The organism is Streptomyces rhizosphaerihabitans, assembly GCF_025399795.1.
Classification (GTDB): Bacteria; Actinomycetota; Actinomycetes; order Streptomycetales; family Streptomycetaceae; genus Streptomyces; species Streptomyces rhizosphaerihabitans.
Map to the genome: position 1 here is coordinate 1 of NZ_JAODTZ010000054.1, position 13923 is coordinate 13923.

Genomic DNA, 13923 nt, shown 5'->3' on the forward strand with positions numbered 1-13923 from the left:
GCAGCGGGCAGCGGGCAGCGGGCAGCGGGCAGCGGATCATGCCGTAGCCCCCTGCCGGGCAGCGGGCTACAGACCCGCCAGTGCCGCCCCCGCTTTCGCCACCAGGCCGTCCGCCCCGCAGGTACGCGCCAGTGTCAGGCCCTTGTTGAGCTCCATCACCGAGCGGGACACGATGCCGTACTCGATACGGGCCGCCGCGTGTTCGTACTGGCAGGGAGAGGCTTCCAGGTAGGTGACCGCCTGGGCTGCCAGCCGGACCGCGCGCTGGCCGGTTTCGAGGGCGGCGGCGCAGCGGAGCGCTTCGCCGATCGCCGTGTCGGTGCCGAACCGCTCGGCCTGGCGCCGGGCGTCACTGGCCAGGGTGGCGGCGCGTGACGGGTCCTCGGTGGCGAGTGCCCGCGCGAGGTCGACGCCCCAGGGTGCGAGCACCGTGTTGTGGTGGCCGCGGGAGGCGGCGGCCTTCTCGGCCGCCTCCAGTTCGTTGATGCCCTCCTTCGTGCGGCCGACGGCGAGCAGCAGGCGGCCGCGCACGGAGCGGGTGTCGGGAAGGACGATCGTGGAGGGGTACGGAGGTGCGAAGCCGTAGCGCTCGCCGATCTCCGCGGCCTGCTGGACGTGCCCGCGGGCCAGCAGGGTGTCGATGAGCCCGCAGGTCGCCGACCAGTACAGAGGCAGCCCGCGTCCGACCCGCTCCGCGAGGCGCAGCGATTCGCGCTGGTAGTGCTCCGCGTCGGCCAGGCGGCCGCGCCTGCGGTGGGCGAGTCCGAGGTAGGCGTTGGCCAGGGACAGATGACCGCCGCTCCAGCCCGCCTTCACATAGGCGTGCAGGGCCTCGCTGAACAGGCTCTCGGCCCGGTCGAGCCGGTCCGCGTAGGCGTACGCGCTGCCCAGCATGAGGAGGAGTTCGACGCCCCACTCGGTGTCGGTCCAGGCGAGTCCGGGTGCGAGGCGGCCGTTGACCAGGGCCCGGTCGCAGAATTCCACGACCTCCTCGGCGTTCTCGCCGCGGGTCATCGCGTCGAAACCGCGCAGTATGAGAAGCGCGCGCTCGGCGTTGTCACGCCCGGTACAGGTCGTGACGAGTTCCGTGAGACCGCTGGAGTGTCCGGCACGCTCCTCGCCGGCGTGGATGCCCTCCCACATGTAGTGCACGGCCTGGAGCCGCATCCGGGCGGGTCCCGGCTCGAGCCGCTCGACCTCCGCGTCGACCGTGCGGACGGCCTCGTCCAACTGGTTGTTGTGGAGCAGCGCTTGGGAGAGCCGGAAGACGGCGTCCACCCGTACCGTGTCTTCGAGGCCGGGCCGTTCGAGCGCGGCACGCAGATGGCCGATGGTCGTGGACGGCGCGGTCAGGAGCGTGGCACAGCCCAGCTCGTAGAGCACCAGCGCGTGCATCTCGGGAAGCGGTGGCTCCTTCAGCGCGCGCTCCAGGCAGCGCCGGGCCGCGTCCGGGGCGCCGACGGCGAGGTGTTCGCGGGCGGCCTCGCGCATCTGCTCGACGAGTTCGGGATCGTCGTCCGGATGCACTTCGAGGAGGTGGCGGGAGGCCGCGGCCGCTCCGCGTCCGGACTCGGTGACCGCCCAGGCCGCCTGACCGTGCATCGCCGTGCGCAGGGCGTCCGGGATCGAGCGGTAGACCGCTGTCGCGATCAGTGGGTGCACGAACTCCAGGTCGCCGTCCGGCCGGTGGCCGTTCGCGGACCCGGCCGCGGTCAGGATACGGGCCGCGCCCAGCAGTTCGGCGCAGCGGGAGGCCTCGTCGTCCGGCATTCCGGCGAGTTGGGCGGCGAGGTCGAGGGAGATACCGGTGCCGAGAATGGCGGCCGCCCAGGCGAACCGGGTGGCGTCGATGCCGAGCCCTTCGAGCCGGGCGACGAGTCCGCGGCCGCGGGCCGAACGGTTCAGGTCGCGCAGCTCGGCGGCCGAACCCTCACTCGGCTCCATTTCACTGTCCTGGACCTTGGCCAGCAGTTCGACGGTCTCGTAGGGGTTGCCGCCGGTGACCGCCCACACCTCGCGGCAGAACGGCGCGTCGGCGTGCTCGCCGAGCGTGGCACGGGTGAGTCCCTCGGCGGCGGCCGGGGTCAACGCGCTCAGGGTGGAGATCGGACCGGCCGCGCCGGCCACCACGTCGAGCAGCCGGGCGCTCTCGCCGGTGACTCCGCCGGGCCTGCGGGCCACCACGACGAGGACGGACAGGTCGTCGAGACGCTCGGCGAACGCGGCGAGCCAGCGCAGGGTTTCCTGGTCGGCCCAGTGCGCGTCGTCGATGAGCAGGACGAGCGGCCATTCCCGCTTCGCCAGCCGCCGCACCGCGGCGACCAGGCCGTCACAGACGCCCTGCGGGTCGGGCTGCCGGTCGCCTGGTTCGGCTATGCCGAGCGCGGGGCCGGCGATGTCGTACCAGTCGCCCAGGTACTCGCGCGCCTCCTCCGGAAGCAGCGAGACGAGGGCGGGCTGGAGTAACTGCCGTACGACATTGAAGGGGACGGACGTGACGGTCTCGCCGCCGCGTGCCGACCACACCGCACAGCCGTTGCTCTCCGCGATCCGGCGCGTCTCGGCGAGGAGGGCGGTCTTGCCGAACCCCGCCTCGCCGCTGAGCACCAGCAGGGTGCCCGAGCTCGCGGAGTCCGCGCGCAGCGCGGTGATCGCCTCTTCGAGGGTGGCGACCTCCTCATCGCGCTCCCACAGGGAAGCCGAGGCGACCGTTCCGGGCCGTACCTCCGTCATCCCGCTACCTCCCCAGGTCACCCAACGACGTAACTGCAATGAGCCTAGCCTCCTGGAAGCCACGGTGGAGGCGGGACCCGGCAGCAGTTGCCGGGACGAATGACGACGATGTCGCGGAGGCCATGCCACCGGACGCCCAACGGCCCCGGGACAAAGGTGTCGACAGTCAACTGCACGGAAAATGAAGGTAATGCTCCGCCTTCGTCCGCACCGCCGGGCCGGGCTCGACCGACCCTCGCACGCCCCAGGAGGGACCGGCACGAGCGCCCCCGCGCGTGACCGTGACCTGCGCGCTCTCCGTTCCGGCGCTCCCGCGGAGCCCTACTCACAGGCTCCGCGGGCAAGTTCATCGAGTGGTACGCGTTCGGCGTCCACGGCTGTTCCGCGACGGTCGCCGCGGAACGCCTCTTCGCTCCGGAGGCCGTCGGCCGGACCGAGGCACTTGTGCGACGTACGCGCCCTTGGCACTGGCGTTCTTCATCCGTCCGGTGGGGCCGTTGTGTTCGTCCTGCTGCTCGGTGACCGCGCCGGGCGGCCGCCGATTCGCCGATTCCGATCCGATTCCGATTCCGATCCGGTCACGGTCATCGTCCCGATGTCGGCCGCCGACCACCGTGATCGGAATCCCGCCCGCGTACGGCACCGCCGACACCCTGACACCGTGACCGCTCACCGTCCTCCGGGTGGCGCCCCAGCATGCTCGGGTCGGTCATGCCAGGCCGAGGCGGGCTGCGACTGCCGTCGCGGGCGCCGCCAGCGGAGCGGAAGGTTGACCGGTGGGGCAGCCCTGGAGTGCACCCCGCCGTGCACTCCGCCGTGCACCCCGGCCGTACACTCCGCCCTCGTCGGCGTGCCCGCGTCAGGTCCCGGCACGGGCCCCAGGGCCGTCTCCGGGCGGGCTTCAGGCGGGCTCCGGGCGGGCTCCGGGGAAGGTCGCCGCGCCTCCCAGGGCACTCGCCTCAGGTCCCGGAGACGGCTTCGGGGGAACCCTCTCATCCGCCTTTCACCCTGGGCTCATACGGTGGGCCCATGACGCAGGTGACTCCCCCCGGCTGGTATCCCGACCCCGGGCAGACAAGTGACGCTCCCGCCACCGAGCGCTGGTGGGATGGTAAGGCATGGACGGACCAGGTCCGCCCCGTCGGGTCGGCGGCCGTATGGGGTCCGCCGGCACACCCGCCGGAGGCCGGACCGTATCCGCCGTACGCCCCGGGTGGCCCGCGGCGCTGGCTGCGCACGGGCATAGCCGTCGCGGCGGCGATCGCCGTGCTCGCGGGCATCGGCGGCGGCGTGTACGCGCTGACCAATGACGGCGGAGGCGGTGGCAGCGCGGCTTCCCAGGGACCTGGCGGGCCGAACGGACAGGGCGGCCAGGGCGGCCCCGGTGGGGGCCAGGACGGCTCGGGCGGTCCGAGCGGTGCTCCTGGCGACTCCGGAGGCTCCGGTGGTTTCGGCGGGCAGACGCCGGCGCCGGGCGCCTCGGGTCTGCCGCAGACCGAGGACGGCTACGCCACGGACGTCTACAACGGCATCAGCATCCCGGTTCCGGACGGCTGGACCGGCCAGAGCGGCGCGGGCACCGCCGCGGTCTCCACCAAGGACACCTACAAGTGCCCGGGCGACACCTCGCAGAACTGCCAGCGCGGCGGCGCCTACTCGGCTCCGGCGAAGGCGCAGAAGCTGAAGTCCACGACGGCGGAGGCGGCGGCCAAGGAGGACATCTCCAAGAACGCGACCGAGTCGTACGGAAAGGGCTACGGCTCGATCACCTCGCACACGCAGCTCGCCTCGAAGGCGGTCACGGTGGCCGGTGAGAAGGGCTATCTGGTCCGCTGGAAGGTCGCGACGAGCAAGGGCGACGACGGCTACGTCGAATCGCTCGTCTTCCCCTCCCCGGCCGACCCCGCCTCGCTCGTCGTGGTCCGCTTCGGCGTCGACGTCAGTTCCAAGGCCCCTCAGCTGTCGGTCATCGACACGATCACCAAGGGCATCAAGGTGGCGGCCGGGACCGGCGGCAACGGGCAGAACGTCTAGGACCTGCCCGGTCGATCACGGTGGAGGATGCCGGCCGTGCCTTGTGGATGCCGGTGAGCGGGTGTGGTGCGTGCGGCTGCAAGCAGGACCGCCACCGCTGGGCATCCCTGTCCCAGCCCTGGTCGGACACCTCGGACATGGATCGGCCGGGTGGAGCGCCCCTCCGCTCAAGGGGAACCCCACCCGGCCGGGGGGTGCGCGCCGCCCCCGTCCCCACGGTGCGGCGCGTTACAGGCCGACGTCCGGTCATCCCACGGACGGCGGCCTGAGTCTTAAGTGAGGCCCAGCGTCGGCAGTACGACCGCCTCCACGAACCGTGTGAGATACGCCGCGTCCGCGTACTGACCCTCCAGGAGGGGGCGCACCCGCAGAACGCCGAGCATCTGGGCCGGGATGAACTCCAGTGCCGGGTGACCGGCGGCTACCTCTCCGCGCTCGACGCCACGGCTGACCATCTGCCGCAGCTCGGCGACCTCGGGTTCGACGAGCGCGTCGCGGAGCGCCTGCTGGAGCTCCTTGTCCTGCATCACGGCGTTGCCGAGGCCCTGCAGCAACTGCGTACTGTCCCTGGCCGACCATTCGCCCGCGGCCCTGGCGGCCTCGCGCAGATCTCCGGCGAGCGAGCCGGTGTCGATCCCCGTGAACCGCGGACAGCGGTTGCTGCGCAGCGCGGCGGCCACGAACTGGGGCTTCGTCTTCCACTGCCGGTAGAGCGTGGACTTGCTGCACCGGGTGCTGGCGGCGACGCCCTCCATGGTGAGCGCCTCGTATCCGCACTCCCGGATCTGCTCGAGTACCGCGTCGTAGAACTCCTGCTCACGCTCGGGCGTGATCTTGGAGCGGCGCGAGGCGACGACCGTCTCCGGTCCGTCCGCGGCCTGCGACGTCATGGCGCTTCTCCTCGCTCGATCCGGCTCACGCCGGTGCGGTCTTGCGCCCAGTGTAATCGATACGCGAGTGTACCGGTACGTCTTCGTATCGGTACACTCGCGTATCGGTACACTGCCGTATCGATGAGCCTCGGACAGGATCCACCCCTCCCGCGCGGAGGCCGAGTGGATCCTGTCCTGGGCTCACCGCGCACCACCCGACACGAGACCGTCAGCAAGGGGGCCGGGGATGGATTCCCGAACCGAGCCTGCAGATTCCGCATCCGAGTCCGCATCAGAACCGGAGCCGCCCGACGCGGCCATACCCACGGCCGCGTCACGCGACGCGGCCGCCCAGGCACACCCGCAGCCGCACACGCACCCAGACCCGGACGGCACCGCGGCGCGCCCGCCGCTCCTGCGGGAGCTGCTGCTGGTCGTCGGTCTCTTCGTCGTCTACAAGGCCGGCCGCCTGCTGGCCACCGGCCACACCGGCGAGGCCTTCGCCAACGCGCACCGCGTCTGGGGCTGGGAACGGTCCCTGCACCTGCCGGGCGAGGGCGCCGTACAGGCCACGCTGCTGCACAGCGACCCGCTCGTGCACATCGCGAACACCTACTACGCGACGGTCCACTTCCCGGCCACCGTCGCCTTCCTGGTCTGGCTGTATCTGCGGCGCCCGGCGCACTACGTGTGGGCGCGCCGGGTCCTCGCCCTGGTCACCGCCACCGCCCTGATCGGGCACCTCGCCTTCCCGCTCGCGCCGCCGCGGCTGCTCGCCGAGGCGGGTCTCGTCGACACCGGCCAGGTGTACGGGCCCACGGTGTACGGGGCGCACCCGGCGACCGACGCGCTGGCGAACCAGTTCGCGGCGATGCCGTCGCTGCACTTCGGCTGGGCGCTGATGGTCGCGATCGGCCTGATCACGGCGACCCGGTCGCGCCTTCGTGTGCTGTGGCTGCTGCATCCCCTGCTCACCCTGCTGGTGATCGTCGGCACCGCGAACCACTACTGGCTCGACGCGATCGTCGCGACCGCGCTGCTCTGCATCGCCCTCGCCGTGGTCCAGCCTCCGCACCGGACGGCGACGAACGCGGGGGCCGGCTGGACGCGCGAGCGCGCCGAGGTCCCCGTACAGGATCTGCCCGAACTCGTAGGAGCGGGGCGATGAACCCGACGCTCGCCGCCGTCGTCCTGTCCCTGTTCTCCGCCGGGGCGTACGCCTCCGCGGCCGTCGCCCAGGAGCGGCTGGCCGCACGGTCGGCCGGCTCCGGCACGCTGCGCCTGCTGGCCCACGGCGCCTGGTGGTGGTCGGTGACGCTGAACGCCGCGGCCGCGCTGCTGCACGTCGCTGCCCTCAAGTACGGAACGCTCACTCTGGTCCAGCCGCTCGGGGCGCTCACACTCGTGGCGGCGGTGCCGCTGGGCGCGCGGATCGCCGGGCGACGGGTCAGCGCGGTCGAGTGGCGCGGTACGGCGCTCACGCTGACCGGCCTCGCAGCACTGCTCGTCACGGCGTCCGGGCCCGCGCCGGACGATGTACTGAGCCTGCCGCAGGCATTGGCCGTCGCGGGAACGACCGCCGTGGTCATCGGCGGGCTGTCGCGCGGCGCGCGGCCGGGCCTGCGGCACGCGACGGCCTCCGGGGTCGCCTCGGGCGCGGCCTCGGCGCTCACCCAGACCGTGACGGTGGCCGCGACGGACCGATCGGACTCGCTGCCGAGCGCCCAAGTCGTCGTGGTGGCGCTGCTCGTGGCGGTCTTCGCGGCGGGCGGACTGCTGCTGTCGCAGACCGCCTACCAGGGCGGACTCGGCGCCCCGCTGGCCGTTGTGACGCTCGCCAACCCGCTGGCCGCGGCGGTGATCGGGCTGTCGCTGCTCGGCGAACGTCTCCAGGGCGGCGCGGCGGGCCTGCTGCTCGCGCTCGCGGGGGCGTCGATCGCCGGGTGGGGCGTCGTGACGCTGTCCCGCTCGGCGCCCGAGTCGTCCGGGGCCCCGATGGACGCTCCCCCGGACGCCCTCGTGGACGACGACCACCCGGTCGCCGCGGTGCTGGCGCTGGAGCCGGGATCAGCGACGTACGAACCCTCGTTGACGCCCCAGCAACCCAACTCGGGCCATCTCACGTCGCTGTAGGAACACGCGACTCGCGTCACTGCCGGGGACAAGCGGGAACGAGCGGGAACAAGCAGGAAGGGCGGTCGCGGAGAGATCCGCGACCGCCCTTCCCTACAACCGCAACCGGTCAGCCCAGCCCGCGGGAATCCTGCTTGAGCGCCGTGTCGACGGTCAGCGCCGTCGCGACGACGAGACTCAACAGCGGCTCGGGGAGCTGGAAGTGGATCTGCAGGACGTAGTTGTCCGCGGTCGTGAACATCGTCTTGGCGAGGCCTTCCCAGGTCTTCGTGATCCGGGCCACCTCGTTCTCCGTGTGGTCGACGATCGCGAAGTTCCAGGCACGCCAGTTCTCCGCCTTGATCGCACCGACCTTCTGGCCGTTGACGTTCATCGCGAAGTTGATCTTGCCGATCATGTTCTGCTGCACGATCTCGCCGACGGCCGAACCGTCCGGACGCGTCACGATCACCCGCGACTTGAATATCTTCGCGGGGCGCGTGAGCAGCAGCTGCGGCTGGCCGTGCGCGTCACGGATCTCCAGCCGGTGCGTCAGGTACTGGTCGAGGCTGGAGACGAGGCGCAGGATCTTCCTGAGTACGCCCTGCCCGACCTCGACGACCGAGCCGATCAGATTGCCCTGCTGATCCATGACCTTGTACTCGTTGGTCAGCTCGATCAGCTTGGCCTTCTGGTTCACCACCAGGACCGGCTCGGTGAACAGCGTGCCGCCGCCGACGCCGCTCGGCGCCACCCCGGCCTGCTGCTGCACCTGACGCTGAACGCGCGAATCGGGAGCCGCAGCCTGCTGAGGGAACGCCTGCTGCGGCGGCTGGGCCTGCTGGGGCACCTGCTGTGCGGCAGGAGCCTGCTGGTCGGTCCACTGCGAGCCGTCCCAGTAACGCTGCGTCTCGGGCGTCCCGTTCGGGTCCGGGTACCAACCTGCAGGAGTGTTCGAATGCGTGGTCACCGGGGCACACTACCGTGGCGTGCCCGAAAATGAACCGGCAGTTGGGCATCCATCACAAGGTGATGAGGGCCGGGTCACTGACACCGGGCATCCCATTCTCGACATGCCCGGCGAATCGCCGCAGGAAGCCCGTCTCCGTGTCGGAGACGACGGTCAGGTCGTACCAGCACTTGCTCGCCCGCAGATCCACCGTGTACTTCACGGTCGCGCCCGCCTTCACGCGGAAGACCTGAGGCTGTCCGCCGTAGCCGTTCGTGAGCTTGAGCGTCGCCGTGGCGGCGCCCTTGTTGACGAGGGTGAGCTCCACGTCGCAGCCGGCATGGCGGGCGGTGACCTCGGGCCCCGCCGTCTTTCCGGCACCCTTGAACGTACGCAGGAAACCGTTCGGACCGTGCACCGTGAGGTCGTACGAGCCGCCGGAGTACGCGGAGTTCCAGGTGTCCGAGACGGTTTTGCCCGCTTCGGTGGTGTACGTCCAGGGGCCGTCGGCGCGGTTTCCGGAGGTGACGAGGAAAGCCGCGCCGGCCTTGGCGCCGGAGCCGAAGGTCAGCGTGTACTTGCCGGCCGCGGTGTCCGCCGAACCGTCCACGAGAGGCGCGTACTTGAGGGGACGGGCCGGGCGCGATCCGCGCTCCTGCCTGGGCAGGGCGGGGTTCGCGGGCGGGGTCGGCACATAGTCGGGGTGGCGGTTGCCGTCCGGCGGCCGGTAGCCGTCGGTGTCGGGCAGTGCGACCGGCTCGGTGTCCTTGTGGGCGAAGTCGAAGGCGGCGGTGAGATCGCCGCTGATGGCGCGCCGCCAGGGCGAGATGTTGGGCTCGCGCACCCCGAACCGGGCTTCCATGAACCGGATGATCGAGGTGTGGTCGAGCGTCTCGGAGCAGACGTAACCGCCCTTGCTCCAGGGCGAGACGACGAGCATCGGCACCCGCTGGCCCAGTCCGTACGGTCCGGCGGCACGGCTCGCGTCACCCGCGTAGAGGTCCGGGCCGACATCGACCGTCGACTTGCCCTGCGCGGCGGACTGCGGCGGGAACGGCGGCACCAGGTGGTCGAAGAAGCCGTCGTTCTCGTCGTACGTGATGAACAGCGCCGTCCTGCTCCACACCTCGGGGTCGGAGGTGAGCGCGTCCAGCACCTGGGAGATGTACCAAGCACCGTAGTTGGCGGGCCAGTTGGGGTGCTCGGAGAACGCCTCGGGAGCGGCGATCCAGGAGATCTGCGGCAGCGTCCCGCCCTGCACGTCGGCCCGCAGCCGGTCGAAGAAGCCCTCGCCCTTGCGGGCGTCGGTGCCGGTACGGGCCTTGTCGTACAGCGGGTCGCCGGGCTTGGCGTTGCGGTACTGGTTGAAGTAGAGCAGCGAGTTGTCACCGTAGTTGCCCCGGTAGGCGTCGGGGATCCAGCCCCAGGAGCCGTTCGCGTCGAGCCCGTCGCCGACGTCCTGGTAGACCTTCCAGGAGATCCCGGCCGCCTCCAGCCGCTCCGGGTAGGTCGTCCAGCCGTACCCCGCCTCGTCGTTGCCGAGAACCGGGCCGCCGCCCTTGCCGTCGTTGCCCGTGAAACCCGTCCACATGTAGTAGCGGTTGGGGTCCGTGGAGCCGATGAACGAGCAGTGGTACGCGTCGCAGATGGTGAACGAGTCGGCCAGCGCGTAGTGGAACGGGATGTCCTCACGTGTCAGATAGGCCATCGTCGTCGCCGACTTGGCGGGCACCCACTTGTCGTACCTGCCCTTGTTGAACGCGGCGTGCCCGTCGCTCCAGCCGTGCGGGAGGTCCTGGATGAACGCGAGCCCCAGGTCGTCCGCCTCCGGGTGGAAGGGGAGTACGTCCTTGGTGCCGTCCGACTGGTACCAGACCGGCTTGGTGCCCGTCGTGGTGGCCGGACGCGGGTCGCCGAACCCGCGGACGCCCCTCATCGAACCGAAGTAGTGGTCGAACGAACGGTTCTCCTGCATCAGGACGACGATGTGCTCGACATCCTCGATCGTGCCCGAACGGTGGTGCGCGGGCAGAGCCGCCGCACGCTGGATGCTGCCGGACAGCGTGGTGAACGCCGCTGTACCACCGGCGAGTTGGAGGAATCGGCGCCGATTCGCTTGGGGCATGAGTGGGTGACCTCTTGTCCTGACGGGCCCATGGGCCGGAGGTTGGTGGAACGTGCGCGAAGGGAGTGTTCCAAGCGCACCAAACGTCAGGAAAGGGCCCTGTATCACTTGCGTGAAACTCGGCGGTACACGAAGCGAACGGTTCCGGACGCGGCACCGGAACACGCCGCCGGTCCGTCCACGATCCACCGGATGTCGCCGTCCATGTCAGCTGCCGCCCGCGAACACGGAGAGCACGCCGATCCCGGCACCGGCGATCACCAGTGAAACGATGAGGAAGAAGGCGAGGAACACCAGAATGCAGCCGAGCTCCCGCTGGGCTCTGCGGTCGCCGGGCAGGGCGACCGTCGCTTTGTCCGGGCGCTCCGGAAGATAGGACACGGTGAAGAAGTCGCCCGGCATGGTGCTGTTGGGCGCGACGTCCTCGAAGCGGACCTGCCTGCCGTCCTGGGTCGTGAACTCGAAGAGGAAGTAGCGCCGCAACGACGGGGCATGCCCACCGCCGGTGCGCCGCACCGTATCGATTCTTATGCATCTGCCCTCGGTGCGCAGGCCGTGCCGCTGTGCCCGCGTCCGCCAGCGGACCCGCTTCACCACCGACACGGCCATGGCGACGGGGACGAGCACGATCGCGGAGACGATGGCGACGAACACAAGTGCGATGAAGATCATGCGAAGTTCCTTTGGTGCGAATCATGCTGATGGTTCTGATGGTGCGACGGAGCGCGTGAAGTCGTGACGGAGCGGATGAAGTCATGACGAAGCGCGTGAAGCCGTGTGAACGTCAGGAGTTCACCCCACAATGCCGTCCGGGTCGGATCAGTCGGCCCGCCCCGGTCCGCACGCCCGAGGCTCGGTCCGCCGGTCCAGGCACCACCACTCGCCCCGCCCGTAGGAATCAGGCCGCGGTGGAGCCTTCTACGCCAAGACGGACGCAGAGCCACTTCCGTTCCATCGCCGCAGCCGAACCCGCCGACCGGGAAGCCACCCGGCTGCTCTCGCACGTCGTCCGGCTCTCCAGGCACCCGGGCGGGCTCATCTTCTTGTTCAACGGCGTGGCCGAGACCGGCCCGCAATCAGGCTGCCCAGGGCAGCTGCTGGGATCGCCCAGAGCTGCGTCGCGACGAGAGCGGTCTGCGACACGTCCTGGGCCGCGCCCGAAAAGGTGAGGACGACGGTGACGGTGAAGCCCGCGACCAGCGTGACCCGCAGCGCGTGGGCGCCTCGTTCGAAGGAGGACGATCGGGCCGCGACGACACATGCGGTCACCGCGAACGCGAGATACACAAACACATATCCGGCGCTGGCGTCCCTCGCTGTCCACGGAATGTCCGCGGACCCGAAATGCGGGTTGACCAGCAGGGCGCCGAGTGCAACTGCGGCACCCACCGCTCCGCCCTTGCCCGTCCGCGTCCAACCTGTGACCGTGCCCCCGGGTCGCGCCAGATCGGACCGGTGAATCACGGCGGGCAGCACTGCGGCCAGTACGAGGACCAAGGCGGTGTACGGGGGCACCAGGAGGAACTCGCGGAAGGCGGTCCGTCCCGCGTTCGGGCGTCCGGCCAGATTGGCGAGCCGCCAGTGCTGGAGGAACGCGATGAGCCAGCAGATCGGCACCGTCGCCGGGAGCAGGGCCAGCCGGTACTGCAGACGGAAGGACGCCGCCGGGCCGGTGGAGTCGGATTCGGCTCGGGCCGGTCGGGCTCGGCGCCACATCGCGGCGGCCACGTCGGCGAGCCAACGGAACACCAGCAACGTGCCGACAACCGTGGCGAGAACCAGCCGCCAGTCGATGAGCGGGGACATCACATGTGCCGCTGATCCGGCGGACACCGCGCTGTCCGACACAGCAAGAGGGACCCCCGCCAGCAACCCGACAGCGGTCGCCAAGGCGGTCGACGCGGTGCGAGGGTTCCGGGACCGGGCCAGGTCGTGCCAGCAGGACCGCCACAGGGCCGAGCACAGGAAGAATCCGAGAGGTACCCCGGCGACCAAGCCGGACGCCATGGCCTCCCGCATCGATGAGGGGGTGGCGGCGGTGGGCAGAAATGCCTGGGCCGCGGAGCCGACGGCGCTCGAGAGCATGCCGGCGAACGCACCCGCCAGGAAGCAGTCCCAGGGCGCCAACCGCATGAGTGTGTCCGGCTCTTCGAGGGCCTGGACCCGCAGCCGGGGATCAGGGTGGTTGCGCATCAGGCCGCGAGCCCCGGCCATCACGGACCGGGCCCGCCTGTCGCCGCGACGCCGGGGCGACTGCCTCCGGCACATGTCGATCAGGGCACCACGCACCTCCGGAGCAGCTCCCGCACCCGAGCGGGCGTCGGCGTAGTACTCGCGTGTGCGCAGCAGGGCACGAGTGACCGCGACGACGAGAAAGACCGTGACCACGGCCCGCCAGACGACCGGAAAGACGGCCTCGATCCAGCGGCCGGGCTCCGTTGCCCTGGCCCGGAGGCCGATGACGCAGACGAGGACCCCGATCAGGCTGAGGTACGCCCTGCGGAACGAAATGGTCAATTCCCGCAGTGGGATGTCCCGGTTGACCACATGGGACAACTCGTGCCGCACGACAGCCTCTCCCCCGAGCGGCTGAAGCCTCGCAATCTCCACCTGTTCGGATCCGACGAGGAGTACTGGCCGTCCCTTCCACAGGTCGACCCTCAGGCCGCGGTGCCGTAGTCGTGAGGCATCGAGCACTGTCACTGGTTCGCGGAGACCCATCTCACGGCCCACCCGTTCCACCAGATCGGTGAAGTGCCCCTTGGGCAGCACCGCCAGCCGACCGTACCGCCTCGTGGGCCGGCGTCGCACGGCCAGAAAGATCGGCAGGTACAGGACGACTGCGTGGAGCGGCTCCCAGCCCGCGAAGCGGCTGATCACGATGGCGTCGGAGAGCAAGGCGCAGCCGGCCAGTACGAGCAGGGCGAGACCGGAGCGCGGGTACGTCAGCGGGTCGGGGCGGTACGCCCCCGAGGAAGGCTCCATCTGCCTCCCGGACGCCGGTGTCTCAGCCATCCGAACCCTCCGCCGACGCGCGGGACGCGGTGACCAGGTGCCTTCGTCTGTGGTGCGGCGCATGGGGCGCGCCGAGGGGCGTG

General features: G+C 70.7%; 9 protein-coding genes. 3 read left to right on the plus strand and 6 right to left on the minus strand.

What is annotated here, in order from left to right; all coding sequences use genetic code 11:
- Positions 1–66: 66 nt before the first annotated feature.
- A complete protein-coding gene (locus N4G66_RS36780; RefSeq protein WP_261708659.1) occupies positions 67–2733 on the minus strand; it encodes an ATP-binding protein in 2667 nt (888 codons plus the stop codon).
- A gap of 1029 nt (positions 2734–3762) precedes the next feature.
- Between N4G66_RS36780 and N4G66_RS36785 the strand changes: the two genes are divergently transcribed.
- Positions 3763–4767, plus strand: a complete 1005-nt coding sequence (locus N4G66_RS36785; RefSeq protein ID WP_261708660.1) for a DUF2510 domain-containing protein — start codon at positions 3763–3765, stop codon at positions 4765–4767.
- A gap of 272 nt (positions 4768–5039) precedes the next feature.
- On the opposite strand, the gene N4G66_RS36790 is transcribed toward N4G66_RS36785, so the two are convergent.
- Complete coding sequence (locus N4G66_RS36790; protein WP_261708661.1) at positions 5040–5657, minus strand: TetR/AcrR family transcriptional regulator; 618 nt, start codon at positions 5655–5657, stop codon at positions 5040–5042.
- A gap of 229 nt (positions 5658–5886) precedes the next feature.
- Here N4G66_RS36790 and N4G66_RS36795 point away from each other — a divergent pair, with 229 nt between their 5' ends.
- Both N4G66_RS36795 and N4G66_RS36800 read left to right on the plus strand, forming a co-directional pair.
- Complete coding sequence (locus N4G66_RS36795; RefSeq protein ID WP_261708662.1) at positions 5887–6807, plus strand: phosphatase PAP2 family protein; 921 nt, start codon at positions 5887–5889, stop codon at positions 6805–6807.
- On the plus strand, positions 6804–7772 hold the full coding sequence (locus tag N4G66_RS36800; protein WP_261708663.1) for a hypothetical protein: 969 nt from the start codon (positions 6804–6806) through the stop codon (positions 7770–7772). The genes N4G66_RS36795 and N4G66_RS36800 overlap by 4 nt, the downstream gene beginning before the upstream one ends.
- Positions 7773–7881: 109 nt before the next feature.
- On the opposite strand, the gene N4G66_RS36805 is transcribed toward N4G66_RS36800, so the two are convergent.
- From N4G66_RS36805 to N4G66_RS36820, 4 genes are all read right to left on the minus strand, one after another.
- Entirely contained in the window at positions 7882–8721 is an 840-nt protein-coding gene (locus N4G66_RS36805) for a phospholipid scramblase-related protein (protein WP_261708664.1), read from the minus strand.
- 52 nt (positions 8722–8773) lie between these two features.
- On the minus strand, positions 8774–10825 hold the full coding sequence (locus tag N4G66_RS36810) for a phosphocholine-specific phospholipase C (protein WP_261708665.1): 2052 nt from the start codon (positions 10823–10825) through the stop codon (positions 8774–8776).
- A gap of 207 nt (positions 10826–11032) precedes the next feature.
- Positions 11033–11497, minus strand: a complete 465-nt coding sequence (locus N4G66_RS36815; protein ID WP_261708666.1) for a DUF3592 domain-containing protein — start codon at positions 11495–11497, stop codon at positions 11033–11035.
- A 375-nt stretch (positions 11498–11872) separates the two neighbouring features.
- Entirely contained in the window at positions 11873–13840 is a 1968-nt protein-coding gene (locus N4G66_RS36820; RefSeq protein ID WP_261708667.1) for a M48 family metalloprotease, read from the minus strand.
- Between the last annotated feature and the right edge of the window lie 83 nt (positions 13841–13923).

Bases quoted from the DNA above. Each gene is read 5' to 3' on its own strand.
- N4G66_RS36780 (WP_261708659.1), bottom strand. From the start codon at position 2,733: ATGACGGAGGTACGGCCCGGAACGGTCGCCTCGGCTTCCCTGTGGGAG.
- N4G66_RS36785 (WP_261708660.1), top strand. From the start codon at position 3,763: ATGACGCAGGTGACTCCCCCCGGCTGGTATCCCGACCCCGGGCAGACA.
- N4G66_RS36790 (WP_261708661.1), bottom strand. From the start codon at position 5,657: ATGACGTCGCAGGCCGCGGACGGACCGGAGACGGTCGTCGCCTCGCGC.
- N4G66_RS36795 (WP_261708662.1), top strand. From the start codon at position 5,887: ATGGATTCCCGAACCGAGCCTGCAGATTCCGCATCCGAGTCCGCATCA.
- N4G66_RS36800 (WP_261708663.1), top strand. From the start codon at position 6,804: ATGAACCCGACGCTCGCCGCCGTCGTCCTGTCCCTGTTCTCCGCCGGG.
- N4G66_RS36810 (WP_261708665.1), bottom strand. From the start codon at position 10,825: ATGCCCCAAGCGAATCGGCGCCGATTCCTCCAACTCGCCGGTGGTACA.
- N4G66_RS36815 (WP_261708666.1), bottom strand. From the start codon at position 11,497: ATGATCTTCATCGCACTTGTGTTCGTCGCCATCGTCTCCGCGATCGTG.
- N4G66_RS36820 (WP_261708667.1), bottom strand. From the start codon at position 13,840: ATGGCTGAGACACCGGCGTCCGGGAGGCAGATGGAGCCTTCCTCGGGG.